The organism is Methyloceanibacter sp., assembly GCF_035650995.1.
Taxonomy (GTDB): Bacteria; Pseudomonadota; Alphaproteobacteria; order Rhizobiales; family Methyloligellaceae; genus Methyloceanibacter.
This window is the reverse complement of record NZ_DASRGO010000003.1, coordinates 1-25,724: the sequence shown is the minus strand read 5'-3', so window position 1 is coordinate 25,724 and position 25,724 is coordinate 1. Positions and strand designations below refer to the sequence as shown.

Here is a 25,724-nt window from a genome sequence, read left to right as displayed (position 1 = left end):
TGGCCGTCGCCTTCACGCTCCTCTTCGTGCTTTTGCATCTGATCGCCATGCGCGCCGAGATCCTGCGCCGCCGCGTCGAGGCGCTGCAGCGGACGCGCATCGAGGAGATGGCGCTTGCCGGAGCTTGAGCATGCCCGATCTCGGTCCCCACGCGGCCTTCATCATCGCTGCCTATGCCGCGACCTTCGTGGCCATCGCCGCCCTTGCGTTCTTCATCGTCGAGGACGACCGTAGGCAGCGGCGCGTGCTGCGCGAGCTTGAAGCCCGGGGAGTGCGACGCCGCTCGGCGGCAGCCTCGCCCGAGCCGAAGCGGAAGCCGGCGGCAAAGCCGGCAAGAAAGGCGCGCTCATGACGCAATCGATCGCGCCCGAACAGGCGCGCACGCGGCGCATCTGGCTCGCGCTTCCGCTCATCATCTTCGCCGCGCTTGCCGGCATGTTCTGGTACGCGCTCCACGGCGGCGATCCCTCGCTTCTGCCCTCGGCCATGATCGGCAAGAAGGTGCCCGAGTTCACCCTGCCCGCGCTCGAGGGACTCACCGCCGACGGCGCGGTGGTGCCGGGCTTCGCCGCGCAGGATCTGGCGCAAGGCGAGGCGACCCTCGTCAATGTCTTCGCCTCGTGGTGCCTCGAGTGCCAGGAGGAGCATCCGCTCCTTGTCGCGCTTGCCAAGGAACCCGGCATCAGGCTGTTCGGCATCGACTACAAGGACGATGCGGCGGCGGCGCGCCGGTTCCTCGGCCGCTACGGCAACCCTTATGCGCGCGTCGGCGCCGACGCCTCGGGCCGGGTGGCGATCGATTTCGGCGTCTATGGCGTGCCGGAGACCTATGTCGTGACCGGCGACGGCAGGATCGCCTACCGCCATGTCGGCCCGCTGACCGAAAAGACGATCAGGGAGAAGCTGCTTCCGCTGCTCAAGTCTGCGGCGTCCACGCCATCCCAGTAGAGAAAAAACTCCCTGCGTCAGAACGGAGCGGTCTACTTGCGCGGCGCATTGACGATGAGGCTGAGCGACTCGAGGAAATCCTGCCGCTTGGCCGGAGGCAAGACCGAAAGCAGCGTGCTGTCGGTGGCCACTGCGCCGGACTGCGCCTCGCGCAAGGCCCGCGCGCCTTGCGGGGTGAGCTTGACCGCGTAGGCGCGCGCGTCCTCCTTCGACCTGCGCCGCTGAATCAGTCCGCGGCTTAACAGCCGCGCGACGATATCGGCGAGCGTGGAGCGGTCGATGCCGGTGCGCTCGACGAGCTCGGTCTGGGTCAGACCCTCCTCCTCGGCCGCGACGGCAAGCACCGCGAACTGGCGCGGCGTGAGCCCGCTCGACCGCGCCTCTTCGGAGAAGATGTCGGCGGCGCACTGCCCGGCCCGATGCAACAAGTGCATCGCCGAGCGATTGAGATGATTCCCTGTCTTAGCCATGCGACCCGGCGTGTTCGATCTGGGGCGAGTCCCATCCTCCTCACCCCCACTGCCGAATTGGGCGCTGTCAGAACCGCGCTTTTACAACCGGAAGGGCAAAATTGCAAACGATCGGTTGCAACCGCTCCGCCGGCCTAGGCGCATTCAAAGCGCATCGAATATATCGGCGTACGGGCTTTCTGTTGCAAGGCGGCAGGTCGGGGGTCCAGCGCGCTGGAGTTGTGGCAGCCACCGGCTAGGACGCGTCGGGGTCCTCGGCAGGCTCGGTGCCGTGGCGCTGCATCAGCGGCACCTGGGCGATCGCGAACAGAAAGGTGAGCGGCAGGAAGCCGAACGCCTTGAAGCTTACCCAGATATCGGTCGAGAAATTGCGCCACACAATCTCGTTAAGCACCGCCATGGCGGCGAAGAATAACGCCCAGCGCACGGTGAGCTTGCGCCAGCCCTCTTCCGTGAGGGTGAACATCGGGCCGAACAGAAGCTCGAGCATCGGCTTCTTCCACATCAACCCGGCGGCGAGCAGCGCCGCAAACATCGTGTAGACGATGGTCGGTTTGAGCTTGATGAAGGTGTCGTCGCGGAGATAGAGCGTGAGCCCTCCGAACACGAGCACGATCGCCCCGCTCACGAGCGGCATGACCGGGATCTTGTGGTAGCTGAACCAGGCGGCGCCGAGCGAGACGATGGTGGCCGCCATGAAGGCCGCCGTTCCGGCATAGATGCCTGCCGCCGCGTTGGTACCGAAGAACACGAGCAGCGGCCCGAGCTCGATCGCAAGTTTGAGCAGGACCGAGGGCGCCGGCTCGACCGGCGTCTTTGCCTCAGCGGCCGCCTTTGCTGGCGACTTCGTGTCGAGGTCAGGCTGCGGCTTCATTCTCGCTCTCCACGCCGGCGATGGCGCGCGCGAAGTCGTGCGCGTCGAACGGCTCGAGATCGTCGATCCCTTCGCCGATGCCAATGGCGTTGATCGGCAATTTGAAGCGTTCGGCGATGGCGACCAGAATCCCGCCGCGCGCCGTGCCGTCGAGCTTGGTGACGACGAGGCTGGTGACGCCCGCGATCTCCTTGAAGATCTCGACCTGATTGAGCGCGTTCTGACCCGTGGTGGCGTCGAGCACGAGGACCACGCTGTGCGGCGCCGATGGATCGAGCTTCTTCAACACGCGCACGATCTTGGCGAGCTCGGCCATCAGGTCCGATTTGTTCTGCAGTCGGCCCGCGGTGTCGATCAGGAGCACGTCGGTTCCGGCTTGGCGCGCCCGCTCGAGGGCCTCGTAGGCGACGCCGGCAGGGTCCGCGCCGACGTCCTTGGCGACGACCTCGGCGCCGACTCGGCCGCCCCATATCTTGAGCTGGTCAATCGCCGCCGCCCGGAACGTGTCGCCGGCGGCGAGCATCACATTCAGGCTTCGCGCCTTGAGGTGATGGGCAAGCTTGGCCGCAGTCGTGGTCTTGCCGGTGCCGTTGACGCCCACAACCAGCACGACATGCGGACGGTTGGCAGGATCGGGTACGAACGGCTCGGCCACAGGCTCGAGCACGCGCGCGACTTCCGCCGCGAGCACCGCCCGCACCGCTTCGGAGGAAAGGCCGCGCTCGTAGCGGCCCGTGGCGATGATGTCGCGGATGCGCCCCGCCATTGCAAGGCCGAGATCGGCCTTGATCAGTACCTCTTCGAGCTGGTCGAGCGTGTCCTCATCGAGCTTGCGCCTGGTGAGAGCGCCAGCGAGATTTTCGGACAGCGCGGATGAGCTTCGCGCGAGCCCCTTGCGCAGCTCGGCGAACCAACTCGGCCTGTTCTCGCCCGCCGGCTGGTCAGACGGAGGCGGCTCGGGCGAGGCGGGCTTGCCGCCGCCAAACAGCCGCTCCGCTAAGGACGGCTTCTTCGCTTGGCTCATGACGCAACCACGGCAAGGAGCGAGGCGCCGTCGTCGCCCTTCACCATGGCATCGACGAGGACGCCGGCGCGATGTTCGGCATCGAGCGTCACCGGCGTGAAATCGGCCGAGCGGCCATGCGCCTCGTTCTCCATCAGCACCTTGATCTGCCGCCCCTTGGACTTGGCGAGATGCGTCTTGAGCGCCGCCATGCCCTTGGCGCGAAGCTTGGCCGCGCGCCCGGCGATAACGGGGCCTGGGACCTGCGGCATCAGCGCGGCCGGCGTCCCCTCGCGCGCGGAATAGGGGAAGACATGCAGGAAGGTCAGCCCGCAATCGTCCACGAGGGAGAGCGAGCCCTCGAACATGGCGTCGGTCTCGGTGGGGAAGCCCGCGATGAGATCGGCCCCAAACACCATGTCGGGCCGCAGCCGCCGCACCTCCTCGCAGAACGCGACCGAGTGCGCGCGCGAATGGCGCCGCTTCATGCGCTTGAGCGTAAGGTCGTCGCCCGCCTGAAGCGAAAGATGGAGGTGCGGCATCAGCCGCTCCTCTTCGGCGATCGCCGCCATCAGCGCGGGGTCGGCCTCGACCGAGTCGATCGATGACAGTCTGAGCCGCGGCAACTCGGGCACCAGCTTGAGAACCTTCTTCACCAGCTTTCCGAGCGTCATCTCGCCGGGCAGGTCGCGGCCGTAAGCGGTGATGTCGACGCCAGTCAGGACGATCTCGGCGTAGCCATTCTCGACGAGGTGCCTAATCTGCGCCACCACTTCGCCGGCGGGCACCGAGCGCGACGGGCCGCGCCCAAAGGGGATGATGCAGAAGGTGCAGCGGTGGTCGCAGCCGTTCTGGATCTGCACATAGGCACGGGCGCGGGTACCGAAGCCATCGATCATGTGGCTCGCGGTCTCGGTGACCGACATGATGTCGTTGACCACGACCGTCTCGGTGCCCGGCTCCACGAGCGCTTCGAAGCTCCGGCACTCGGTCTTTTCCCGATTGCCGATGACGTGATCCACCTCTTCCATGCTGGCGAAGAGCTCCGGGTCGATCTGCGCCGCGCAGCCTGTCACCACGATCTTGGCGCCGGGGTGCGCGCGCCGCGCCTTCCTGATCGCCTGACGCGCCTGGCGCACCGCTTCCGCCGTCACCGCGCAGGTGTTGACGATCACCGCTTGGGACAGCCCCGCGGCGCTCGCATGCTTGCGCATGACTTCGGATTCGTAGGCGTTCAGCCTGCAGCCGAAGGTGATGATCTCGACGTCGGACATAGCGGCTTCTAACACGAAATATCTAACGAGTCAGACCCCGGCCGGCTGGAGCAGTGCCGCAGGCAGGGTGCCTTCGAAATCGAGCGCATAAGGCCCGGTCATCAGGATATGGCCGTCCGCCTCGCGCCATTCGATCATAAGGTCGCCGCCGGGGAGCGTGACCTTCACCTTGCGCCCCACGAGCCCGCGCCGCGCGGCCGCGACCGCAGCGGCGCAAGCGGCGGTTCCGCAGGCCCGCGTCAGGCCTGCGCCGCGCTCCCAGGTCCGCACCTTGATGTGATCGGGGGCAAGCACCTGCACCAACGAGATATTGGCGCGCTCGGGGAAAAGTGGATGGTGCTCGAGCATCGGCCCGAACTTGGCGAGATCGTGCGCCGCGACATCCTCGACAAAGAAGAGCGCATGCGGATTGCCAACATTCACCACGGCGGGAGAATGCAAGACGGGATCGTCGATCGGCCCCACCTGCAGCTCGATCCGCCGCGTGTCGTGGAACGGCTCCGATAGCGGAATCTGATTCCAGGCAAAGCGCGGCTCGCCCATGTCGATGGTGACGCTGCCGTCGCGATTGACGTTGGCCGCGAGCACTGCGCTCTCGGTCTCGATGCTGACGCCGGGGCGGCCGCGTTCGGCGGCAACAAGCCCCGCCACACAGCGCGCGGCGTTGCCGCAGGCGCCGACCTCCCCTCCGTCGGCGTTCCAGATGCGCATGAAGACGTCCGCCTGCCGCGACGGCTCGAGCGCGATGATCTGATCGCAGCCGATGCCTTCCTTACGGTCGGCGATGGCGCGAAGCGCGTCGGCATCGAACCGAAGGGCGCGCGAACGCGCATCGAGCACGACGAAATCGTTGCCGAGCCCGTTCATCTTGCGAAAGGGGATCGATTGAGCCTGCACGAGAACCTGCCTGGTTGCCCCTATATAGGGCGCCGTTAGCCCTCACTTCCAGCGCGGGCCGCCGGGCCTTGCCTCGCAAACAGGAAGGCGATGAGGGCGATAGCGGCGAAAGCGGCACCGGCCGAGAAGGTCGCATTCGCCCCGATCCTATCCCACAGGTAGCCGGCGAGCACGCTAGCGATCAGGCTAGCAAGCCCGGTGATGAGCCCGAACAGGCCGAACGCCGTGCCGCGGAGACGCTCTGGCGCTGTGGCGGCAATCAGCGCCGCGAGCACCCCTTGGGTGAGGCCCATGTGCAGGCCCCAAAGGCCAATACCTAGAAAGACGATGGGAAGCGATGACCCCCAACCGAGCAGAAGATCGGCCCCGACCAGACATGAGAGGCCCGCAAGCAGAAGAGGCCGCGCTCCGTTTCGGTCCTGCACCTTGCCGGCCGGATAGGCGCTCAACGCATAGACGAGGCTCATGATGGCTATGACCGCGGGCGACCAGGCGAGCGGAAGTCCGACGTCCTTCGCCCGGATGACGAGGAAAGCCTCGCTGAAGCGCGCCAGCGTAAACACCGTGCCGGCCACGATCACGAGCCAATAGGCTGGACCCAGTGCCCTGATATCGGCCAAGCGAAGCGGCGCCCTCGCCTTTCGCGCGACATGATCGGGCTCCTTGACGCCAAGAACGAGGACAACGACCGCAAGCACCGCCGGAATGACGGCAAACCAGAGCACGGTGCGGATGTCGTCGTTGAAGAGATACATGAGCGCTATGGCCGCAGCGGGCCCGAGCGTTGCGCCCACTGTGTCGAGCGACTGGCGTAAGCCGAAGGCGGCGCCCCTCTGCTCGGGCGGCGTCAGATCGGCGACGAGCGCATCGCGCGGCGCGCCCCTGATCCCCTTGCCGATCCGGTCGAGGAAGCGCGCGAGAAGGACGAGCCCGACGGAATTGGCAAGCGGAAAGAGCGGCTTGGTCGCGGCGGCAAGGCCGTAGCCCAAGACGGTAAGCGCCTTGCGTTTGCCGAGCGCATCCGACAGCCAGCCGGAAAAGATGCGCGTCACTTGCGCCGTGGCTTCGGCGATGCCCTCGACCACCCCGAGTGCCGTCGCGGAGGCACCGAGCGTCACCACCAGGAACACCGGAAGCAGGCCGTGGATCAGCTCCGAGGAGGTGTCCATGCAGAGCGAGGTGAGACCGAGCGCCCACACGCCGCTCGGCAGACGCTCTTTGGTTGTCTCAGCCGTCATCGGTCCTGGTCCACGCGAACATGTTGCGCGCGAGCGTGCTACACGCCAGCGTGTTATATGGGCCCCCGGCAAAGATCGCGAGCGAGGAAAACATGATCGCCGTTCCAAGCGACGACCCGGTCCACGCACTCGTCCCCCATACGCTGAAGGAGCCGCTCCTCGGCGCCACGACCGGGCCGCTCGCTGGCCTCACCTTCATGGTGAAGGACCTGTTCGCCATAAAGGGCCGCAAGGTCTCGAACGGCAATCCGAGCTTCTACGAGCACGCAAGTCCCGCGCACGCGACCGCGCCTGTGATCGAGCGACTGCTCGCTTCAGGCGCCTCATGCACCGGCGTCACCATCTGCGATGAATTCTTCTACAGCGTGCTTGGCTCTAACGCCCATTACGGCCAGCCGGTGAACGTCCGCGCGCCGAAGCACGTCACCGGCGGCTCGTCGTGCGGTTCGGCGGCCGCGGTTGCCGCCAAGATGTGCGACTTTGCACTCGGCAGCGACACCGGCGGCTCGATCCGCGTGCCGGCCTCCTTCTCGGGCCTCTACGGGCTGCGCCCCACCTTCGGCCGCATCGCGATGGAAGGTGTGACGCCCATGGCGCCGAGCTACGACACGGTTGGCTTCCTCGCCCGGAAGGCGGAGCTGTTTCGGAACGTCGGCCGCGTCCTGCTCGAAGGTGCGCGCGTCGAGGCCACGATCGAGCGGCTGATCCTCGCCAAGGATTTCTTCCTTCATGCCGAGGCGAGCGCCGACCAGGCACTGTGGCGGGCGCTCGACCGGATCGGAGGCGCGCTGCCGGAGCCCGAGCGCGAGGAGATCGCGGGTCAGGAGATCGACGAGTGGCGCAACGCCTTCCGCCTGATCCAGGGCTTCGAAATTCAGTCGACTCTGCTCCCCTTCATCCAGTCGCATGACACGCAACTCGGCCCCGGCGTAAAGGAGCGCTTCGAGGCTGCTGCCGGCATCACCTACCGCGAGGCCGAGGAGGCGCGGCACGTGCGCGCGCACATCAAGGAGAAGCTCGACGCGCTCGCCAGGCCCGGCACCCTCATCGTTCTGCCGACGACCCCGACGCTCCCGCCCGAGCGCGGCATCCCCGACGGCGCCTCGTTCGCCGAGTTCCGCAACCACACCCTCGCCTATACCTGCCTGTCCGGCCATTCCGGCTTGCCGCAGATCTCGATTCCGGCGGCCGAAGCGGCAGGCTGCCCGATCGGGCTCTCCTTCATCGGCTGGCACGGCGGCGATGAGGCCCTGCTCGACCTCGCGGTTCGCCTTGAGCCGCTTTTAACGAAGGCGGGCTAAGCTTCGCGACTTGCAGCGAGGATGAAGATGCAGGACACGACCCCGTTTCCTTACGCCGCCGGCTTCCGCTCGCTGACCGAAGAGACGCCCTCGCCCGTGGCGCTCGCGGTGCGGGGCGAAATACCGCACTGGCTCGAAGGCGCCTTGCTGCGCACCGGCCCGGCCAAGTTCGAAGTCGGCCTCCGCACCTATAATCACTGGTTCGACGGGCTCGCCATGCTGCACCGCTTCGCCTTCGCACGCGGCGCCGTCACCTATGCCAGCCGCTTTCTCGAGAGCAACGCGTACCGCGCGGCCGAGGCGACGCGGAAGATCGCCTACGCCGAGTTCGCCACCGACCCGTGCCGCACTCTGTTCGGCCGCGTCGCAGCGATTTTCGATCCCAAGCTCACTGACAATGCCAACGTGAATGTCGTCGGGTTGGGCGGCGCGACGGCGGCGTTCACCGAGACGACCATGCCCCTGCGCTTTCAGCCCGGCACCTTGAAGACCCTTGGCGTGTTCGCCTACGAGGCACCGCTCAGCGGCCAGGTCTCGACCGCCCACCCGCATTACGATGCCGCGCGCAAGCGGCACTACAACTACATGATCGAGTTCGGGCTTCGCAGCCGCTACCGGCTGTTCAGCGTGAGCGACGGCGGCGTTCAAGACGAGATCGCCGAGATCCCTGTCGACCGCCCCGCCTATATGCACTCCTTCGCCATGACCGAACGCTACCTCGTGCTGGTCGAGTTCCCCCTGACCGTGAGCGCGCTCGACCTCAAATTTTCCGGCAAACCCTTCATCCGGAACTACCGCTGGCAGCCCGAGCGCGGACTTCGGTTCCATGTCGTGGAAAAGGACGGCGGCCGCGAGGTCGCGACCGCGGCCGGCGAGGCCCTGTTCGCCTTTCACCACGTCAACGCCTATGAAGAGGGCGATGGTCTCGTCATCGACATGATCGCCTATCCCGACGCGGCCATTATCGATCAACTCTATCTCGCCCGGCTCCGCGCCGGCACCCCGCTCACTGCGACCGGTCGCCTGAACCGCTTCGAATTCGGGCTTGGCGGCGGCGGCGTCTCGCGCCGAGAGCTCGCGCCCATCGCCATCGAGTTGCCGCGCATCAACTACGCTTCGCGCGCCGGCAAGTCTTACCGCTACGTCTACGGCGCCGGCATCGAGGTCGAAGGCGACTTCCTCGATTCAATCGTCAAGGTCGACCTCGCGTCCGGGGGAAGCGCGCGCTGGTACGAGCGGGGCTGCTATCCCGGAGAGCCGGTATTCGTCGCCACGCCCGAGGCGCGGGCCGAGGATGACGGCGTTCTCCTGTCGGTCGTGCTCGACGTGGGCAGCGGACATTCCTTCCTGCTTGTGCTCGACGCTGCCACGCTCAACGAGATGGCGCGCGCCGAGACGCCGCACGCCATCCCCTTCCACTTTCACGGCAACTACTTCCCGGGCCGCTCCCCCACCGCTTGACTTGACCCGCCGCATGGCGCATGGATTTCCGCGAAAATTCAAAGGCAGCTCAGTTCAACGAGCCGCCGCCCTGCACATGAATCTTTGCGCTACCGCGCTACTTTGAGCGCGGTCAGCCGAGTTCCGGGAGGCAGGGGGGTCAACACCCGATAGCGCGATGCGCCCTCGGGTGCCATTGGTGTTTGCGCTACCGGCCTTTGGCGGGTTGAGCGCATTTGATGATTGCGCAAACGGGTTCAACCTTGTTTGCGCATTTTGGAGAGACAGGCGAGCCTGTGTTCGAGACTTTATCAGAGCGCCTCGGCGCGATCCTCGACAAGCTGACGCGGCGCGGCGCGCTGACCGAAGCTGACGTCAACGAGGCGATGCGCGAGGTGCGCCGCGCCCTGCTCGAGGCCGATGTGGCGCTCGACGTGGTGCGTTCCTTCATCGACCGGGTGAAGGAGAAGGCGGTCGGCCAGGAGGTCGTGCGCTCGATCACACCCGGCCAGATGGTCATCAAGATCGTCCACGACGAGCTCGTAAGGACGCTCGGCTCGGAGACGCAAGGGATCGACCTCGCGGCGACCCCTCCCGTGGTGATGATGCTGGTCGGCCTGCAAGGCTCGGGCAAGACCACGACCACGGCCAAGCTCGGCAAGCGTCTCGAGAGCCGCGACAAACAGAAGGTGCTGATGGCCTCGCTCGATACGCGAAGGCCTGCGGCGCAGGAGCAGCTTCGCGTGCTTGGGCAACAGACGGGCGTAGCCACGCTTCCTATCGTCGCCGGAGAAAGTCCCGTCGCCATCGCCGAGCGCGCGCTGAAAGCCGCACGCCTCGGCGGCTACGACGTGCTTCTGCTCGACACCGCCGGCCGTACCCATATCGACGAAGAGCTGATGGCCGAGACGGCGGAGATCGAGAAGGTCGCCCATCCGCACGAGACGCTCCTCGTCGCCGATGCGCTGACCGGTCAGGACGCCGTCAACCTCGCCAAGAATTTCGGCGCGCGCGTCAATCTCACCGGCATCGTGCTCACCAGAATCGACGGCGACGGCAGGGGCGGCGCAGCGCTCTCCATGCGCGCCATCACCGGCAAGCCGATCAAGCTGATCGGTACGGGCGAAAAGCTCGATGCGCTCGAGGATTTCCATCCCGACCGCATCGCCGGACGCATCCTCGGCATGGGCGACGTGGTCGGCCTGGTCGAGAAGGCGCTTCAGACCGTCGAGCTCGACAAGGCGCAGAAGATCGCCGCCAAGGTCAAGAAGGGCGCTTTCGACCTCGACGACCTCGCCGAGCAATTGCAGCAGATGCAGAAGCTCGGCGGCATGAGCGGCGTGCTCGGCCTCCTGCCCGGCATCGGCAAGATCAAGAAGCAGCTCGATGCCGCCAATCTCGACGACCGCATGCTGAAGCGCCAGCAGGCGATGATCTCCTCGATGACGAAGGGCGAGCGCAGGAACCCGAAGATCCTGAACGCATCACGCAAGAAGCGCATCGCCTCGGGTTCCGGCACGAGCGTGCAGGACATCAACAGGCTGGTGAAGATGCACCGGCAGATGGCGGACATGATGAAGGCCATGGGCAAGAAGCGCGGCGTCTTCAGCCAGATGTTCGGCGGAGGTCCTCCGCCCGAGCTGCCCGCCGAACTCCCCGCCGGCGGCCTACCGCCCGGGGGTCTACCGCCGCTGCCCCCGGGCAGCTTTCCTGGCGGGTTGCCACGCGGTCTTCCCGGGCTCCCTGGCATGCCGAAGGGTCCACCCGGCCTCCCCGGATCGAAGAAGAGATGAGATCGAGAGTGAACGACAACGACAGAGTCCCCTCACCCCATCCTCTCCCCATGGCGGAGAGGTCTGAGGGGAGCCAACACGCAAGGAAAGGATGAGCACATGTCCCTGAAGATCAGACTGGCGCGGGCCGGCGCAAAGAAGCGGCCCTTCTACCGCATCGTCGTCGCCGACTCTAAGAGCCCGCGCGACGGCCGCTACATCGAGAAGCTCGGCACCTACAATCCGCTCCTGCCCAAGGACGCCGAGCGGGTGACGCTCGTCGAGGAGCGGGTGAAATACTGGCTCGGACACGGCGCCCAGCCGACCGACCGCGTGCTGCGCTTCCTCGACGCCGCCGGCATGCGCAAGCGCGACCCCCGCTCGAACCCGCAGAAGGGTCAGCCCGGCAAGAAGCGCCTCGAGCGCGAGGAGGCGAAGCGCGCCGCGGCCGAAGAAAAGACCAAAGCCGCCGCCGAGGCCGCCGCTACGGCCGAGCAGCCCGCCGCCGAATAGCCTTGTCCGCGAAGGACGAGCGGCTGTTGCTCGGCGAATTCGGCGCCGCGCAAGGCTTGAAGGGCGAGGTGCGCATCCGTTCCTTCACCGCTGATGAGGCCGCGATCGCGGGCTATAGCCCGCTCGAGGATGAGGCTGGTCGCCTGATCGAGATCGAGTCCGTGCGCGCAACGCCGAAGGCGCTGATCGCTCGGGTCAAGGGTGTAACCACGCGCGAGGCCGCTGAAGCGCTGACCGGCACCAAGCTCTATCTCCCTCGCACCCGTCTTCCCGAGCGCGAGGAGGATGAGTGGTACCACGCCGACCTGATCGGACTTGAAGCACTCGACTTCGAGGGTAGGCCGCTTGGAGTGATCGTCGCCGTCCACAATTTCGGCGCGGGCGACCTTCTCGAGATGAAGCCCCTCAGCGGAGGGTCGACCGTGCTCGTGCCGTTCACCCGCGACACGGTGCCTGAGATCGATGTCGAGGGCGGCCGCCTTACGCTGAATCCCCCTGAGGGGCTGCTCGGGTAGCAATGGGACGCGCGAAGACCCTCCCGCCTTTGCCCGCCCTTAAGCATGGTCCTCAAGAGAATCGTTTTAGCTCCGGCAGGAATCCAGTAAACACTGGCCCCTGTTCAGAATTTGCACCTCCGCCGTTACTGGATCGCTTCGCCGACAGACGGCGACAGGACGGATGCCATGAGCGAAAGCGAAACCACCTCGGCTCCGTGCAATGCGCCGCTATTCGCTTGGCTGGGGCCGCTCAACCGCTTCGCCGAGCTCGGAACCAAGGGCTATCCCCGGCTCACGCGCCGGAGGCTCGCAATCGTCAATCTCATGGCGCTCCTGATCGCCGCCTTCTCTGCGGTCTATGCCGTCGTCTACGCCACCTACGGCGTCGCCACCTACATGCCCTTGATCGTCGTCAACATCGCTCTGGTGGCCGTCGCGTTTCTGGTGCCGCTTGCTCACCGCATCAATAATGTTGCGGCGGCGCTTCTCCTCGCTGCCGTCGAGCTCGCGGTCCTGTTCTTCTTCGTCCACGAACTCGGCCGCGACAGCGGCATTCAGATCAACTACATCATCGTCGCCGCCGTTGCTTTCGCCATTGCCGGCCTCGAGCGCATCCGCCTGGTGATCTTCATAGTCGCCGTCGCGCTCGCCTTGCATATGGCGGCCTGGTTCATGTTCCCGCCTGAGCGCGCCCGGATCGCCGCCGATCCGAGCCTGCTCGACAACCTCTACGTCTCCTCGGCCGTCACCACCTTCTGCATCATCGCTCTGATCGTTGGCTACGCCTTCTCCGTGGCCGACGCCGCCCGCGCCGAGGCCGACGCGCTTCTCGTCAACATTCTGCCCGAGCCGATCGCCGAGCGTTTGAAGGAGCGGCCCGACGCGCGGGTGGCCGACAGCGTCGCCGACGCCTCGGTTCTGTTCAGCGATCTTGTCGGCTTCACCCCGCTTGCCCAGCGCCTCGGCGCGGCGCGCACCGTCGCCATCCTCGACCAGGTAGTGAGCGAGTTCGACCGGCTCGCCGCAGCGCACGGCGTGGAGAAGATCAAGACCATCGGCGACGGCTACATGGCGGTCTGCGGCGTGAGTCGCGCGCAACGAGATCATCTCATGCGTTTGGCGCGCATGGCCCTCGTCCTGCCCAGCCTCGTAGAGCGGCTGTCAGCCGCGCACGGGCTCAGCCTCAAGGTGAGGGTGGGAATCGCCTGCGGTCCGGTGATGGCCGGCGTGATCGGCACCGACAAGTTTTCCTACGATGTGTGGGGGGAGACGGTGAACCTCGCCTCGCGGCTCGAGTCGCACGGTCTTCCCGGCGAGATCCAGGTGTCCTGCGAGGTCCGTAAGGCGCTCGGCGACAGTTTCCTGTTCGAGCCGCGCGGACCGATCGAGGTCAAGGGCGTCGGCCGCATCGAGACCTGGCTGCTCAAGGGCGAGCGCACCGCCCTGAATGTCGAGAGCGGCATTCCCGCGGAAGCGGAAATTCACTAGGCCAATGTCCCCTCCCTGGCACGCCGGCGTGCTCACCATCTTCCCCGAGATGTTCCCGGGGCCTCTTGGCTTGAGCCTCGCCGGCAAGGCGCTCGCCGAGAAGAGATGGACGCTCGACGTCATCGACATCCGCAACTTCGCCACCGACAAGCACCGCTCGGTTGACGACACGCCGGCCGGAGGCGGCGCCGGCATGGTGATGCGCGCCGACATCGCCGCTGCGGCGATCGACGCCGCGCGCGCCGAAATGCCGGACGGGACGCCCACACTTTATCTCTCGCCGCGCGGCCGCACCCTCACGCAGGAGCGCGCGCGCGCACTGGCACAAGGTCCCGGCGTCATCCTCCTCTGCGGCAGGTTCGAGGGCGTCGACCAGCGCGTGCTAGACGCGCGCAATGTCGAGGAGATTTCGATCGGCGATTACGTGCTCTCGGGCGGCGAGCTTGCCGCGCAAGTGCTGATCGATGCCTGCGTACGGCTGATCCCGGGCGTCGCCGGCAATGAAAGCTCGCTCGCGGAGGAGAGCTTCGCCTCGGGTCTCCTCGAATATCCGCACTACACGCGCCCGCGCGAATGGGAGGGGCGCGCGATCCCCGAGGTGCTGCTCTCGGGCGATCACAAGGAGATCGCCAAATGGCGCCGCGAGCAGGCCGAGGCGCTCACCCGCGAGCGCCGCCCCGATCTGTGGGAAAGGTACAAGAAGCCGTGAGCCGTGAAACCTTGATCGAGGTCAGATCGCGGCGCCCGAATCCGGACTATCAACGAAATGAAACAAGGGAGACGCGCCATGAAGGCCATGATCGTGCTCGCGACGGCGACGTTGCTCGGAGGAACTTCGGGCGCGGCGGCGCAAGACGCCGATATCGCCGCGGGGCAGGCCTACGCCGAAGAAGTCTGCGCCACTTGCCACGCCGTGCTCCCCAACGAAGAGACTTCTCCCCTGCCCCAGGCTCCCACATTTCAGAAAGTCGCCGATCTGCCCGGCATGACCGAGATGGCGCTCACGGTCTGGCTGCAAACCTCGCATCCGACCATGCCCAACATCGTGCTGAAGCAGGACGATCTTCGCAACGTGGTCGCCTATATCGGTAGCCTGAAGAAGGAGGACTAGGAATGGCCTCCCTCCCCGTGGAAGGGGAAGGCCGGGGTGGGGTCTTGTCCATGACCCAACCCGGCGCGGTCCACGCCGACCTTCCCCCTTCAGGCGAAGGAATTTTCGCCTAAATCCATCGACAAGGGCGAAAAGCTAGGGTAGGAAACCCCGCGCGAAGCCTCCCGCCCGCGACAATCATAGGATCAATCAAAAAGAATGGCGTTCGCCGAGGGCCGTTCGGCCCAGGCAGGCGCCCACCGAAAGGTATGGCCATGAATATTATCGAGCAGCTCGAGAAAGAGCAGGTTGCGGCGCTATCCAAGAAGCGGAAAGTGCCGGAGTTCGGTCCCGGCGACACCGTGAGGGTGAACGTCAAGGTGATCGAGGGCGAGCGGAGCCGCGTTCAGGCCTATGAAGGCGTGTGCATCGGCCGCGCGGGCGGCGGGCTGAACGAAAATTTCACCGTGCGCAAGATTTCCTACGGCGAAGGCGTCGAACGTGTTTTCCCGGTCCATTCGCCGCTGATCGACTCGATCGAGGTGGTGCGACGGGGCCGTGTCCGCCGCGCCAAGCTCTATTACCTGCGTGGCCGCCGCGGCAAGGCGGCGCGCATCGTCGAGCGCCAGGAGGCAAAGGGCGCCAAGAAGGGCGAAGCCTTCAAGGGCTTCAAGAAGCCCAAGGGCGAGCCTGACGATCTCAAGCTCATCGCCGGCGTAACACCCGAGCTCGAGAAGAAGCTGAACAAGCTCGGGGTGATCAAGTTCGAGCAGATCGCCAACCTGACCGACGACGAGATCGCCTATATCGACGAGCAGCTCTCTCTGAACGGCGCCGTCGAGCACGACGATTGGGTATCGAAGGCGGTGGCGCTGATGGCCGAGACCACGGTCGAAGAAGTCCCCGCCGGCGAGGAGGAGCTCGAGACCAAAGAGGCTGGCGAGGAGACCGAGGCGCCCAAGGCCAAGCCCGAAAAGGCTGCCAAGGAGAAGCCCGTCAAAAAGCCCAAGAAGGGCTAAGCCCTTCTTTCCGTCTCCATCGTCGTCATGGCCGGACTCGTCTCGGCGAGGGCTCGGCCGTCGATGCCCTGGATAAGGCGCTCTTAAGGCGGATGCCCGGCGGAAGGCCGGGTACGACGGAGTTGGCAATTGGCGTCTCAATCGCTATGTGACGCCTACAATCGTTGCCCAAAGAACAGTCATGACCGATAAGCCACGCACCCTCTACGACAAGATCTGGGACGCCCATCTCGTGCATGAGGCGGAGGACGGCACCTGCCTCATCTATATCGACCGGCATCTCGTCCATGAGGTGACGAGCCCGCAGGCCTTCGAGGGCCTGCGCATGGCCGGCCGCAAAGTGCGCGCGCCGGAAAAGACGCTCGCCGTGGTCGATCACAACGTGCCGACCACCGACCGCTCCAAGGGCATCGACGATCCGGAGTCCGCGCTTCAGGTGGCGACGCTTGCCGAGAACGCCAAGGAGTTCGGCATCGAATATTACAACGAGCGCGACCGCCGCCAGGGCATCGTGCATGTGGTGGGTCCTGAGCAGGGCTTTACCCTGCCCGGCACCACCATCGTCTGCGGCGACAGCCATACCTCGACCCACGGCGCCTTCGGCGCGCTCGCTCACGGCATCGGCACGAGCGAGGTCGAGCACGTGCTCGCCACCCAGACGCTCATCCAGCAGAAGGCCAAGAACATGCGCGTCCGCGTCGACGGCGCGCTGAACGAGGGCGTCACCGCCAAGGACATCATCCTCGCCATCATCGGCGAGATCGGCACCGCCGGCGGCACCGGCCACGTCATCGAATATGCGGGCGAGGCGATTGAGGCGCTTTCGATGGAAGGGCGCATGACCGTCTGCAACATGTCGATCGAGGGCGGTGCCCGCGCAGGCCTGATCGCGCCCGATGAGAAGACCTTCGAATACATCAAGGGACGCCCGCGCGCGCCCAAAGGCGGCGCCTTCGAGGTCGCACGGCATCATTGGGAGAAGCTTTTCTCCGACGATGACGCGCAATTTGACCGCGAGGTGGTGCTCCACGCCGAGAAGTTGCCGCCGATCGTGTCCTGGGGCACGAGCCCCGAGCAGGTTGTCTCGGTGCAAGGCCGCGTGCCGAAGCCTGAGGAGATCGCCGACGAGACCAAGCGCAAGGCGGCGATCCGCGCGCTCGATTATATGGGGCTCAAGGGCGGCGAGAAGATCACCGACATCAAGCTCGACCGCATCTTTATCGGCTCCTGCACCAACGGCCGCATCGAGGATTTGCGCGCGGTGGCCAAGATCGTCGAGGGCAGGCGCATTAATGAGAACCTGAGCGCGATGATCGTGCCCGGCTCAGGGCTGGTGAAGGCGCAAGCCGAGGCCGAAGGGCTCGACAAGATCTTCAAGGCCGCCGGCTTCGAGTGGCGCGAGCCCGGCTGCTCCATGTGCCTCGGCATGAACCCGGACCAACTCCGGCCCGGGGAGCGCTGCGCTTCGACCTCGAACCGCAATTTCGAGGGCCGGCAGGGACGGCTCGGCCGGACTCATCTCGTCTCGCCGCAGATGGCCGCCGCCGCTGCGATCGCCGGCCGCTTCGTCGACATCCGCGAATTCCACTAGGCTTCGCCCCGCCGTACCTCCGAAGGCGTCGCGCCGTAGCGGCGGCGGAAGGCATGGTTGAAATGCGACAGATCGCCGAAGCCGCTCGCGTAGGCGATCGCGCCGATCGCCTGGTGGGCGTGCCGCGAGTCCAAAAGCATGCCGCGGGCGTGAGCCAGGCGCGCGGCGAGCACGAATTGCGAGAAGGTGGTGCCCTCACCGTCGAACAGCATATGGATATAGCGCGGCGTCACACGTTGGCGGAGCGCGACCGCGGCGACCGAAAGATCGCGCGCCGTGAGATTGGCTGCGATGTCGGCCTTGACCGCCTGAAGCCTTGCAGCGCGCAGGCCGCGCCCCTTTGCGACCGCTGCGGCGTCGCGGGTCGAGCCGAGCGCCAAGGCAACGAGATCGTGCACGTGCGCGACGGCGAGGCTGCAGACCGCAGGGTCGGTAATGTCAAAATTCTCCCGCCAAGCCATGAGATAGTGTCTGAGAAGCCGTAATGCGTCGTTCGTGCGGGCAACAAGGCGCGTGGCCGCCTCTTCGAGATCCGGCAGGTGCGGAGCGAGTGCCGATCGCGGGATCATCACGGCAAGGTCGTTGAGCTCGCGAAATTGAATGCCACCGGGTTCGCTGTGGAGAATGCCGACGGCTTCGCCGGGTTTGGCGTCGAGCTCCTGACCACGCTGCAAACGATTCACCGTTCCGGCAAGCGGAATAATCAGCGCAAAGGCATCGTCCCCGTCCTTCACCAGCTCTGCGGTGCGGCTCCAGCGGGCGTGCATTGCCGACAGACACCGGCCAACACTCAAGCCAGGCAGCGCAAGCAGGGTTGCAGAGACATCCAATGGGCCCTCTGAGAGGGGCTCGAATTCGAGGCGGCACATTTGCCGGGCGAACACTTCTCGCCAGAACGGTGTGCGTTCGCAAGCAGGAACGTCACGCGTGGAAACGCGTATAAGACGTACATCCGGCGACGGCGGCGCCATCGAACGATTCTCCGACCTCTACGCCTATAAGTACGGCCTTCGGCCGTAACCGGAAAGCGTCAGATTTCACTCTCAGCCAAATTTCTGTTCGCTCCAGCCCAAGACGGTCGAAGGTGCTTGGCGGTAATCTTCGGCTCCTGCTGCATCTGCAAGCCGAAGGTCAAAAGCTGGAGCGGCCATCCGGAATTCTCTCTCCGGCACATAAGATGCCACACCAGTCCTTGACGGAGAAACACTGATGAACTCACGATGGTCCTTCGCTTTAGCCTTGTGCCTGGGCGTCTTGGTTTTTTCTCACGCCGACGCCGATCACCACAAAAAGAAGAACAAGGACAACGACGCCCAACTTGAGCAGTGCACCATCGTAAAATCCGGCGGCATGGGCTGCGTCGCGCCGCAGAAGCTGCTTTGTCAAAAAATGAAGAACGGCAAGAAATGCTGCGGGTGCGTGGGCGAGAAGAACGCGAAAGAGGCACCCAAGGAAACTCCCAAGGATACTCCCATAAAGGATTTCTGCGAAAACATGGACAAGAACGGGCTAGCGCCGTTTAACACCAAATGCAGGGGCCAGTTCTCTGGACAGCCAAGCTGCGCCACTTTTTCCACGGAAGGCAACGGCGATTACCGGTGCTGCTGCTATTACCATTAGGCGCAGGCTGAACACACGCATCGACCGGCTGCTCGGTACGTTAGAAAAAAGCTAGCCCGCGAAGGAATGCAACGAGATGGTCCCGACGGTTCTTCGAAGACGTAATCTCACACTCTTGCTTGCGGCTCTGACGCCGCTCGTGGCGGTGCTTTTCCTCGGCGCGACCTCGGCTCATGCTTGTCCCAAAGGCACGGTCTTTTCCGCGTATAATGGAAATGGAATATGCGCCTATGCAGGACAGGGCGCGACAAAAGCGGTTCAGTGCACCCCAATGGTCAACTCGTGTCCGTCCGGCACGACGCGCGAGCACAAAACACGAGGTGATACTGGCTATTATTGTTGTCCCGACACCATACCGAAAGCGACCGCGCAGCACATAGAATGTGTATGGCGAGGGGAAGCGCCAGCCTGTGATGGCTCCTGTGGCTCTGTGGAGGAATACAAAGGCTCCGCGCGTGACCAGGCGGGCGCAGACCGCAACCGCACCGCTAGGCAGTATGCACGCGATTTCGGCGCAAGATGCTTCTCAGGGAGCAAGGCGCTATGCTGCCACTACGGAGGCTTTTGATGCGCGCCTCGCAGATCGGCCAGCTTGGCGTCGCCTGCGCCTAACCTTGCCTAGCCTGCCCGCGGCCCCTGCAGAAACAGGAGGGATGACGACGTGAAGACACTGTTGGCGATAGCGGCTTTTGTCCTCTCCGTAGTTCTGATCGCGGAGGCCGGCTTGGCTCTCCCCCGCGTTTCGTCCGTCGAGCGCTCTCCAGCCGTCGAGCTCGTCGGGTTCGGGTGCAACTTCGTCAATGGCAAGCTCATCTGCGGAAAGAGCGAGAGCGGCGACGATGCCGACGATGAAGACAATCACAAGCATATGCAGGGCGATGAAGACGACAATCACAAGCATAAGAAGAACGCCAAGGATACCGACAGCGAGCTAACGGAGTGCACCATCCAAGAGCCCGGAGGCGGCGGCGGCTGCGTAAAAGGCTTCAAGCACGTGTGCGAGAAGCTGAAGAACGGCAAAAAATGCTGCGGCTGCGTGCCTGACAAGAACGCTCAAGCTGCTAAGCCCCGGCAATTTTGTTGCACGGCGATGTACGGCACCGAGGCGACCAGTTCCATGTGTGACAAGGATCGTGCCGAAGCGGAAAGACAAGCGAGCTTTGTTCGGGTGGGCGGCCAACCTCCATCAAGCATCTCCTGTGTTGTTGAGTGCATTGTAAACGGCTCTTGGTCTCATCAGCCGGGCGCCTGCGATTGAGCGCCAAGCAGCGATTGGAGTTGCGATTGAAGAATAGAGGGACAACCGTGTCACGAGGCTCGTTCGCGCTCGCCCTCTTCCTCGGTGCCTTCCTTCTCGTCTCCGGGGCCGACGCGGAGCACCACAAAAAGAAGAAAGACGGCGACGCGCTGACAGAGTGCACGATTCAAGGTTCCGGCGGCGGCTGCACAACGGGCTTTAAGCGCGTCTGCGAGAAACTGAAGAACGGCAAGAAATGCTGCGGCTGCGTCCCTGATGAGAATTCGAAGTCGACCCAATCCGGCAAGGCCGCGCCGGAGGCCGACAAAGGTACCACGGGCACGAGTACCACGACGACACCCGGCAACACGGCAAAGTGCAACATATTGTTTGGGGATTATTGCAACTTGCCGGATCGCTAGCCTCGGCTTCGACCTAACCGCCACGTGGGATTGGGTGCTCGCCCAAGATTGTGGAGGACGATCCTTGACGATCAACAGGGGTTCTCTCGTACTGGCTCTTGTCGTCGGCTCTGTCGGATCTGCCGCGGCCGATACCATAACGGCGAAATGTCAGGGACAGGATGGCGACAAGCCGTTCGCGATGACGTTGGTCTATGAGGGCGAGGACAGCGGCACGCTAAAGATCGGCGGGTCGTTCGGCGAGATGAGCTTCCCCGCTGCGAAAAGAAGCCGGCAGTCCGTCGTGGCAGGCGAGACGATCAACGCGACGCAGATTTGGGGCGGCGCCGAAGTGCCCCTGGTGATGCCGGACAAGGCGGCGATCGAAGCCTGCGTCAAGGGCAAGCTGTCACCCGAGCAAGTCACCGACGCCGATGTCGTGTTCATAACCATTCCGTCGTGCGCCGCGGCTGCGCCGCCGACGGCACAGGCCATTCCGGTCAAGGTCTATGCCGAGTTCACCTACCTCGATCCCGAAACCGTGACCCTGGTCTTCAAGCGCACTTATCTCGAGAAGACAGACCTGCCTGAGAAGACTCTCACCCTCGAGCTCTCGCCGATGTCACGATGCACGATCAACTAGCTGGCCGGCTGTCAACGGCGTTTCCAAAGTCCGCTCCAAGTGGCAGAAATGCTCTGCCATGACCTCGCTCGTTCAGAAGAAATTCGGGGAGGCGGCGGCCGATTACGCCGCCTCGTCGGTGCATGCCAAGGGGGAAAGCCTTAAGCGGTTGGTCGCGCTCGTGCGGCCGGCGCGCTCCTGGCGCGTGCTCGATGTCGCAACCGGCGCCGGCCACACCGCGCTCGCTTTCGCGCCGCACGTGGCCAAGGTGACCGCGAGTGACATTACCGAAGCGATGCTTGCCGAGGCGAGGCGGCTCGCCGCCGAGCGCGGGTTCGGCAATGTCAAGACCGCGCGCGCCAAGGCCGACGACCTCCCCTTCCCCGACATGAGCTTCGATTGCGTGACTTGCCGCCTGGCAGCGCATCATTTCGGCAAACCGCAAGCCTTCGCGTCGGAGGCCTTCCGCGTGCTGATGCCGGGCGGCACGCTTGCCCTTGTCGACAACATCTCGCCCGAGGAGCCCGATCTCGCACGCGCTTATAACCACTTCGAGAAGCTCCGCGACCCGAGCCATGGGCGCTGCTTGAGCCTCACCGAGTGGACCAAGCTTCTCGGCGATCAAGGCTTCGTTCTCGCGCATAGCGAGGAGATGGACCAGGACATCGCGTTTCTACCCTGGGTGACGCGCATGCGCTGCTCGGCGCCGACCGTCGCCCGCCTCGAGGCGCTCCTCCGCGAGGAGCCGTTGCGCTCCTCCCTTCGCCCGCGCATGGAGGACGGCGGCCTCACCTTCACCTTGCGCGAAGCGATCATCCTCGCCCGCAAGCCCGCCTAGGCGTTGACCGAAGCAAAAGGCCCCGCCTTACGCGGGGCCTGTCGCGCGCGCCACAGGGGCGAGAGCTAATCGTTCAAACTCCTGCCGTAGACCGTACCGCCGCGATGGTCGTTCTTCCCGTTGCCGTTGCCGTTATGGTCGTCGTTGTCGTGATCGTTCTTGTTGGCGTGCTTGTGGTTGTTGCCGTCGTGATCATGGTCGTCGTTGCCGTGCTTCTTGCGGTTTTTGCGATTATGGTCGTGATCGCCGTAATCGTCCCAGTCGTCGTGGTCGTAGCTGCCGTAATTGCGGTAGCCGTTGTCCCAGCCGGGGCCGCGGTAAAAGCCGGGGCCGCCGTACGGCCTCCAGCCCGGCGCCCAACCGGGGCCCGGGCCGTAAGCTTGCTGGGCGCAAAAGCCGTTCCACGGTCCGCACACGCCGCGGCACCAATTGTTCCAGGCGCCGCATTGGGCGAAGCAGAAATTGTTCCACGGCCCGCATTCCTCTGCGCACCAATTGTTCCACACGCCGCATTGCGGCATGCACCAGTTGTTCCACGGCCCGCAGGCTTGCGCCGAAGCGGGCGACGATCCGGCGGCGCTGGCGGCCAGAAGAAAGCTGACAAAGGCCAACGCTGCGACATAACGGTTGCTGAGCATCTTGATCCCTCGCCCTTTTAGCGGTTCGCGGATAAGCGGCAGTTTGTGATGCTTAAGTTACAGTCGTGGCCTGAATGCGACATGAGTGGGGAATTCAGCACCCGTTCATGTTCGCAAGCCGGAAGCCCCGCATGCTAGCAATAGCGCCATGAACCGGAACAAGGACGCGATCGACTGGGCGCCTCGCGAGGCCCCGAACCTCGCCGAACTCGAGGCGCTGGCCGATTCCGCCTATCGCCGGCTCCCGGCTGCCTTCCGCAAGCTCACCGGCGAGCTCGTCATTCGCGTCGAAGACTTCCCCACCGACGAGGTGCTCAACTCTCTCGGCATCGAATCGCCCTTCGACCTTCTTGGACTCTACAGCGGAGTCGACCTCGCGCGCAAAAGCGTCATGGACGTCTCCGCCATGCCCGACATGGTGTTCCTCTACCGCCGCCCGATCCTGGACTATTGGGCTGAGCACGAAGAAACCCTCGGCGCGATCGTGACCCACGTGCTGGTGCACGAGATCGGTCATCATTTCGGCCTATCCGATGCCGATATGGAACGCATCGAGGCCGAAGCCGCGGCGTGAACTAAAGCGCCATAAACGAGGATCAAGACTGCTTGCAGCAAGACGCCGCTAATTGCCCGCACACCGGCGCAGCCGCTATGGTGAGAGGGATGAGGGGCTCCTTGCGCATCATGCTTGCCGCGCTTTACTGCGGCGCGTTTCTCTGCGGCTGCGGCCTTGACGGCGGCACCGGGGGGATCACGATTTCTGCCCTCGAGGGGAACAGGGTAGGGCCTCAAACCATCACCGGCCCGACCATCGAGGAATATATGAACGCCCAGGCTGGATCGAGGAAAGTCGCCCAGGGCAAGATGACGCTCGACGGGCGCCCGGTGAGCTGCGGCAAGCGGCCGACGGTGATCGATGCGAGGCTCGACAGCTGGGGCGGGTCCTATCCGGGCTATCTCATTCTCAACCCCGACCGCATACGGGGCCTCGCCACGCCGGTGAAGCTCTACGTCTATTATCACGAGTGCGGCCACCAATTCGTCGGCGCGACCGAGACCGGCGCCGACTGCTACTCGATCAGGAGCGGCGTGAAGGCGGGCTGGCTCGACGGCCAGGGCCTGGACCAGATTTGCGCCTTCATCTCGCAGCTCAAGGGCGACGGCGTACATCCGCCCGGTCCGCAGCGTTGCCAATTGATGCGCCAGTGTTATGCCGCGGCGGTTAGCGCCAAGGCCTCGGCCCACAACTAAAAACCGCTTGGCGACGAAGGCTCGGTGCATGTGAATAGACATTGACGCGACCGCAGGCCGCCAAGCAGACTGATTAGCGTCGGCGGAAAACAGGGCAGCGAGGGAACGAGAACAATGAGATCGGCTGCCCGCCTTGCGGCATGGCTTGCTGTAAGCCTGACGCTTGCTCTGACCGGCGCCAGCCTGCTGCCGGAGGAAAAGGCGAGTGCGCTCGATCAGGGCAAGCTCATTCAGCCGGGCCGGCTGGTGGTTGCCGGGCGGAGGTTGTCCTGCGGCCGGACCGCCACGCTGCTTCGCGATTTCGAGGGCTTCGCCGTCTCCTCGACGGTGATCATGCTCAATATGCAGGCGCTCAAGGATCTGCCCAACAAGGTGCAGTGGCTGATCTACTATCACGAATGCGGACACATCATTTTCGGACCGAGCGAGACCTCCGCCGATTGCTACGCGGTGCGGCGGGCGCGGCGCGAAGGCTGGCTCGACGACAGGGCGCTCGAGGAGATCTGTGCCGTGTTCAACATCGCCGGCCACGGCCCCGTGCACCCTGATCCGGAGCAGCGCTGCAACGATCTTAGGCAGTGCTTCGTCAGGAAAAGCGGCATAACGGCGCAAGACGGCGGTCATTAAAGCGCCGGGAATTGCGCCTCTTCTTGCCGGGCCTTACAGTGCGATTCGATATGCGGGACGGACGGGCACGGATTTTGTTGGGGCTTTGCTGCGCCCTTGGCTTGGCGCTTTGCCTCGCCTTGCCGCGCGCCGCCTCCGCTCAGGATTGGGCCGGAAGCGCCGAGGGCTCGACCACCGACGGTCCGACCGTCGAGCAGTACATGAACGACGCCGGCCCGGACCTGAAATACGTCGAGCACGGCCAGCTCAAGATCGACGGCAAGGCGGTCAATTGCGGCAAGCGACCGACGGTGATGAACCCCAATTTCGACAGTTGGGGCGGCGCCTTCCCCGGCTTCCTGATCCTCAACAGCAAGAAGATCGAAGGCCTCTCCACCCAGGTGAAGCTCTATATCTACAGCCACGAATGCGGGCACCAGTTCGAAGGCCCCGACGAAACCAAGGCCGATCTGTTCGCCATCAGGCGCGGCGTGAAGTGGGGTTGGCTCGATGCCCAAGGCATGGAGGACATCTGCACCTTCATCTCCAAGCTCAAGGGCGATTCGGTGCACCCGCCGGGCCCGGAGCGCTGCGAGACCATGCGCAAATATTATCGGGAGTTGATCGAGGAGGGCACGCAGCACGCCTCCTCCGGCTCGCCTTCCTACGAGCCGCAGACCCTCGGCCCCGCGCACTAGCCTCTCCGGCCATTCCATGACCTCGTCATGCCCGGCCTTGTGTCGGCCATCCACGATTTGGCCTGCGGCAAGGAAGAACTCGTGGATGGCCGGGACGAAGCTTGCGGAAACGAGATTCAGAAAATCCAGGCGATCATCAGCCAGAAGATGACGAAGAACACGAGGAAGCCTGCGATCGTGAAGGGCAGCTCGCCGAAGATCGCGTCGCCCCCCGAGACGACCGCCATCACCAGGATCAAAACGAGCGACACGCCGAAGGAGATGATCGCCGCACCCTTGAGCCCGAGCCCCGGCGCGAACGGGTCCGACGGACCGAGGTCCATCAGCAAATACATGCCGGCCCCGGCGGCGACGATAAGGACCAGAATTGCGATCGCCGCCGCGAGGAGAAGCCGGGC

Annotated in this window: 28 protein-coding genes and 2 pseudogenes; 21 read left to right on the top strand and 9 right to left on the bottom strand. The window is 64.7% G+C overall.

From position 1 onward, the window contains the following. Window positions 1-130: 130 nt before the first annotated feature. On the top strand, window positions 131-352 hold the full coding sequence (gene ccmD, locus VFB18_RS00265) for a heme exporter protein CcmD (protein ID WP_324970275.1): 222 nt from the start codon (window positions 131-133) through the stop codon (window positions 350-352). After that, entirely contained in the window at window positions 349-948 is a 600-nt protein-coding gene (locus VFB18_RS00260) for a DsbE family thiol:disulfide interchange protein (RefSeq protein ID WP_324970274.1), read from the top strand. Before ccmD ends, VFB18_RS00260 begins: the two co-directional genes overlap by 4 nt. A 32-nt stretch (window positions 949-980) precedes the next feature. On the opposite strand, the gene VFB18_RS00255 is transcribed toward VFB18_RS00260, so the two are convergent. From VFB18_RS00255 to VFB18_RS00230, 6 genes and pseudogenes are all read right to left on the bottom strand, one after another. Further along, window positions 981-1,418, bottom strand: coding sequence for a MarR family winged helix-turn-helix transcriptional regulator (locus VFB18_RS00255; RefSeq protein ID WP_324970273.1), 438 nt, complete (start codon window positions 1,416-1,418; stop codon window positions 981-983). A gap of 235 nt (window positions 1,419-1,653) precedes the next feature. Further along, on the bottom strand, window positions 1,654-2,292 hold the full coding sequence (locus VFB18_RS00250) for a septation protein A (protein WP_324970272.1): 639 nt from the start codon (window positions 2,290-2,292) through the stop codon (window positions 1,654-1,656). After that, window positions 2,276-3,259 (bottom strand): annotated as a pseudogene (gene ftsY / locus VFB18_RS00245) (signal recognition particle-docking protein FtsY); the annotation flags it as partial. The gene VFB18_RS00250 and the pseudogene ftsY, both read right to left, overlap by 17 nt. A 53-nt stretch (window positions 3,260-3,312) precedes the next feature. Continuing rightward, the gene (gene mtaB / locus VFB18_RS00240; protein WP_324970271.1) at window positions 3,313-4,569 is read right to left on the bottom strand and encodes a tRNA (N(6)-L-threonylcarbamoyladenosine(37)-C(2))-methylthiotransferase MtaB; all 1,257 of its coding nucleotides are present in this window, start codon (window positions 4,567-4,569) and stop codon (window positions 3,313-3,315) included. 30 nt (window positions 4,570-4,599) lie between these two features. Next, on the bottom strand, window positions 4,600-5,466 hold the full coding sequence (gene dapF / locus VFB18_RS00235; RefSeq protein ID WP_324970270.1) for a diaminopimelate epimerase: 867 nt from the start codon (window positions 5,464-5,466) through the stop codon (window positions 4,600-4,602). A gap of 35 nt (window positions 5,467-5,501) precedes the next feature. Beyond that, window positions 5,502-6,704, bottom strand: coding sequence for an MFS transporter (locus tag VFB18_RS00230; RefSeq protein WP_324970269.1), 1,203 nt, complete (start codon window positions 6,702-6,704; stop codon window positions 5,502-5,504). A gap of 92 nt (window positions 6,705-6,796) precedes the next feature. Between VFB18_RS00230 and VFB18_RS00225 the strand changes: the two genes are divergently transcribed. From VFB18_RS00225 to leuC, 10 genes and pseudogenes are all read left to right on the top strand, one after another. Then, window positions 6,797-8,005 (top strand): amidase, encoded by a 1,209-nt coding sequence (locus tag VFB18_RS00225; protein ID WP_324970268.1) that lies wholly within the window; start codon window positions 6,797-6,799, stop codon window positions 8,003-8,005. A gap of 27 nt (window positions 8,006-8,032) precedes the next feature. Further along, window positions 8,033-9,466, top strand: a complete 1,434-nt coding sequence (locus tag VFB18_RS00220) for a carotenoid oxygenase family protein (protein ID WP_324970267.1) — start codon at window positions 8,033-8,035, stop codon at window positions 9,464-9,466. 275 nt (window positions 9,467-9,741) lie between these two features. Continuing rightward, the gene (ffh, locus tag VFB18_RS00215; RefSeq protein WP_324970266.1) at window positions 9,742-11,238 is read left to right on the top strand and encodes a signal recognition particle protein; all 1,497 of its coding nucleotides are present in this window, start codon (window positions 9,742-9,744) and stop codon (window positions 11,236-11,238) included. Between the two features lie 99 nt (window positions 11,239-11,337). Further along, window positions 11,338-11,730: a 30S ribosomal protein S16 gene (gene rpsP / locus VFB18_RS00210; RefSeq protein ID WP_324970265.1), complete on the top strand. Its 393-nt coding sequence runs from the start codon at window positions 11,338-11,340 to the stop codon at window positions 11,728-11,730. Window positions 11,731-11,732: 2 nt separating this feature from the next. Then, entirely contained in the window at window positions 11,733-12,245 is a 513-nt protein-coding gene (gene rimM / locus VFB18_RS00205; RefSeq protein ID WP_324970264.1) for a ribosome maturation factor RimM, read from the top strand. Window positions 12,246-12,413: 168 nt separating this feature from the next. After that, the gene (locus VFB18_RS00200) at window positions 12,414-13,715 is read left to right on the top strand and encodes an adenylate/guanylate cyclase domain-containing protein (RefSeq protein WP_324970263.1); all 1,302 of its coding nucleotides are present in this window, start codon (window positions 12,414-12,416) and stop codon (window positions 13,713-13,715) included. Between the two features lie 4 nt (window positions 13,716-13,719). Further along, on the top strand, window positions 13,720-14,424 hold the full coding sequence (trmD, locus tag VFB18_RS00195) for a tRNA (guanosine(37)-N1)-methyltransferase TrmD (RefSeq protein WP_324970262.1): 705 nt from the start codon (window positions 13,720-13,722) through the stop codon (window positions 14,422-14,424). Window positions 14,425-14,502: 78 nt separating this feature from the next. After that, complete coding sequence (locus tag VFB18_RS00190; protein WP_324970261.1) at window positions 14,503-14,826, top strand: c-type cytochrome; 324 nt, start codon at window positions 14,503-14,505, stop codon at window positions 14,824-14,826. Between the two features lie 254 nt (window positions 14,827-15,080). Further along, window positions 15,081-15,497 (top strand): annotated as a pseudogene (gene rplS, locus VFB18_RS00185) (50S ribosomal protein L19); the annotation flags it as partial. A 508-nt stretch (window positions 15,498-16,005) separates the two neighbouring features. Next, window positions 16,006-17,415, top strand: coding sequence for a 3-isopropylmalate dehydratase large subunit (gene leuC, locus VFB18_RS00180; protein WP_324970260.1), 1,410 nt, complete (start codon window positions 16,006-16,008; stop codon window positions 17,413-17,415). Here leuC and VFB18_RS00175 read toward each other — a convergent pair. Further along, window positions 17,412-18,386, bottom strand: coding sequence for an AraC family transcriptional regulator (locus VFB18_RS00175; protein WP_324970259.1), 975 nt, complete (start codon window positions 18,384-18,386; stop codon window positions 17,412-17,414). The genes leuC and VFB18_RS00175 overlap by 4 nt on opposite strands. Before the next feature lie 238 nt (window positions 18,387-18,624). Here VFB18_RS00175 and VFB18_RS00170 point away from each other — a divergent pair, with 238 nt between their 5' ends. From VFB18_RS00170 to VFB18_RS00150, 5 genes are all read left to right on the top strand, one after another. Continuing rightward, window positions 18,625-19,035 carry a hypothetical protein gene (locus VFB18_RS00170; protein ID WP_324970258.1) on the top strand — a complete coding sequence of 137 codons (411 nt, stop codon included), beginning with the start codon at window positions 18,625-18,627 and terminating at the stop codon, window positions 19,033-19,035. A 661-nt stretch (window positions 19,036-19,696) separates the two neighbouring features. Next, on the top strand, window positions 19,697-20,293 hold the full coding sequence (locus VFB18_RS00165) for a hypothetical protein (RefSeq protein ID WP_324970257.1): 597 nt from the start codon (window positions 19,697-19,699) through the stop codon (window positions 20,291-20,293). Beyond that, on the top strand, window positions 20,290-20,694 hold the full coding sequence (locus tag VFB18_RS00160) for a hypothetical protein (protein ID WP_324970256.1): 405 nt from the start codon (window positions 20,290-20,292) through the stop codon (window positions 20,692-20,694). The genes VFB18_RS00165 and VFB18_RS00160 overlap by 4 nt, the downstream gene beginning before the upstream one ends. 64 nt (window positions 20,695-20,758) lie before the next feature. Continuing rightward, complete coding sequence (locus VFB18_RS00155; protein ID WP_324970255.1) at window positions 20,759-21,316, top strand: hypothetical protein; 558 nt, start codon at window positions 20,759-20,761, stop codon at window positions 21,314-21,316. 58 nt (window positions 21,317-21,374) lie between these two features. Continuing rightward, a complete protein-coding gene (locus VFB18_RS00150; RefSeq protein WP_324970254.1) occupies window positions 21,375-22,133 on the top strand; it encodes a class I SAM-dependent methyltransferase in 759 nt (252 codons plus the stop codon). A 65-nt stretch (window positions 22,134-22,198) separates the two neighbouring features. On the opposite strand, the gene VFB18_RS00145 is transcribed toward VFB18_RS00150, so the two are convergent. Next, entirely contained in the window at window positions 22,199-22,771 is a 573-nt protein-coding gene (locus VFB18_RS00145) for a hypothetical protein (RefSeq protein WP_324970253.1), read from the bottom strand. A gap of 148 nt (window positions 22,772-22,919) precedes the next feature. On the opposite strand from VFB18_RS00145, the gene VFB18_RS00140 reads away from it, so the two are divergent. From VFB18_RS00140 to VFB18_RS00125, 4 genes are all read left to right on the top strand, one after another. Further along, window positions 22,920-23,345, top strand: coding sequence for a metallopeptidase family protein (locus VFB18_RS00140; protein ID WP_324970252.1), 426 nt, complete (start codon window positions 22,920-22,922; stop codon window positions 23,343-23,345). 89 nt (window positions 23,346-23,434) lie between these two features. Then, window positions 23,435-24,022: a hypothetical protein gene (locus VFB18_RS00135; RefSeq protein WP_324970251.1), complete on the top strand. Its 588-nt coding sequence runs from the start codon at window positions 23,435-23,437 to the stop codon at window positions 24,020-24,022. A gap of 114 nt (window positions 24,023-24,136) precedes the next feature. After that, window positions 24,137-24,649 carry a hypothetical protein gene (locus VFB18_RS00130; RefSeq protein WP_324970250.1) on the top strand — a complete coding sequence of 171 codons (513 nt, stop codon included), beginning with the start codon at window positions 24,137-24,139 and terminating at the stop codon, window positions 24,647-24,649. Window positions 24,650-24,750: 101 nt separating this feature from the next. Further along, window positions 24,751-25,326 (top strand): hypothetical protein, encoded by a 576-nt coding sequence (locus VFB18_RS00125; RefSeq protein WP_324970249.1) that lies wholly within the window; start codon window positions 24,751-24,753, stop codon window positions 25,324-25,326. Window positions 25,327-25,442: 116 nt separating this feature from the next. Here VFB18_RS00125 and VFB18_RS00120 read toward each other — a convergent pair. After that, window positions 25,443-25,724 (bottom strand): hypothetical protein (locus VFB18_RS00120; RefSeq protein WP_324970248.1); only part of this gene is annotated, 282 nt, incomplete at its 5' end.

Bases quoted from the DNA above. Each gene is read 5' to 3' on its own strand.
- VFB18_RS00200 (WP_324970263.1), top strand. From the start codon at position 12,414: ATGAGCGAAAGCGAAACCACCTCGGCTCCGTGCAATGCGCCGCTATTC.
- trmD (WP_324970262.1), top strand. From the start codon at position 13,720: ATGTCCCCTCCCTGGCACGCCGGCGTGCTCACCATCTTCCCCGAGATG.
- VFB18_RS00225 (WP_324970268.1), top strand. From the start codon at position 6,797: ATGATCGCCGTTCCAAGCGACGACCCGGTCCACGCACTCGTCCCCCAT.
- VFB18_RS00230 (WP_324970269.1), bottom strand. From the start codon at position 6,704: ATGACGGCTGAGACAACCAAAGAGCGTCTGCCGAGCGGCGTGTGGGCG.
- rpsP (WP_324970265.1), top strand. From the start codon at position 11,338: ATGTCCCTGAAGATCAGACTGGCGCGGGCCGGCGCAAAGAAGCGGCCC.
- VFB18_RS00260 (WP_324970274.1), top strand. From the start codon at position 349: ATGACGCAATCGATCGCGCCCGAACAGGCGCGCACGCGGCGCATCTGG.
- VFB18_RS00135 (WP_324970251.1), top strand. From the start codon at position 23,435: ATGAGGGGCTCCTTGCGCATCATGCTTGCCGCGCTTTACTGCGGCGCG.
- ccmD (WP_324970275.1), top strand. From the start codon at position 131: ATGCCCGATCTCGGTCCCCACGCGGCCTTCATCATCGCTGCCTATGCC.
- VFB18_RS00220 (WP_324970267.1), top strand. From the start codon at position 8,033: ATGCAGGACACGACCCCGTTTCCTTACGCCGCCGGCTTCCGCTCGCTG.
- VFB18_RS00150 (WP_324970254.1), top strand. From the start codon at position 21,375: ATGACCTCGCTCGTTCAGAAGAAATTCGGGGAGGCGGCGGCCGATTAC.
- VFB18_RS00255 (WP_324970273.1), bottom strand. From the start codon at position 1,418: ATGGCTAAGACAGGGAATCATCTCAATCGCTCGGCGATGCACTTGTTG.
- VFB18_RS00175 (WP_324970259.1), bottom strand. From the start codon at position 18,386: ATGGCGCCGCCGTCGCCGGATGTACGTCTTATACGCGTTTCCACGCGT.
- leuC (WP_324970260.1), top strand. From the start codon at position 16,006: ATGACCGATAAGCCACGCACCCTCTACGACAAGATCTGGGACGCCCAT.
- VFB18_RS00250 (WP_324970272.1), bottom strand. From the start codon at position 2,292: ATGAAGCCGCAGCCTGACCTCGACACGAAGTCGCCAGCAAAGGCGGCC.
- VFB18_RS00145 (WP_324970253.1), bottom strand. From the start codon at position 22,771: ATGCTCAGCAACCGTTATGTCGCAGCGTTGGCCTTTGTCAGCTTTCTT.
- VFB18_RS00130 (WP_324970250.1), top strand. From the start codon at position 24,137: ATGAGATCGGCTGCCCGCCTTGCGGCATGGCTTGCTGTAAGCCTGACG.
- mtaB (WP_324970271.1), bottom strand. From the start codon at position 4,569: ATGTCCGACGTCGAGATCATCACCTTCGGCTGCAGGCTGAACGCCTAC.
- VFB18_RS00140 (WP_324970252.1), top strand. From the start codon at position 22,920: ATGAACCGGAACAAGGACGCGATCGACTGGGCGCCTCGCGAGGCCCCG.
- VFB18_RS00190 (WP_324970261.1), top strand. From the start codon at position 14,503: ATGAAGGCCATGATCGTGCTCGCGACGGCGACGTTGCTCGGAGGAACT.
- VFB18_RS00170 (WP_324970258.1), top strand. From the start codon at position 18,625: ATGAACTCACGATGGTCCTTCGCTTTAGCCTTGTGCCTGGGCGTCTTG.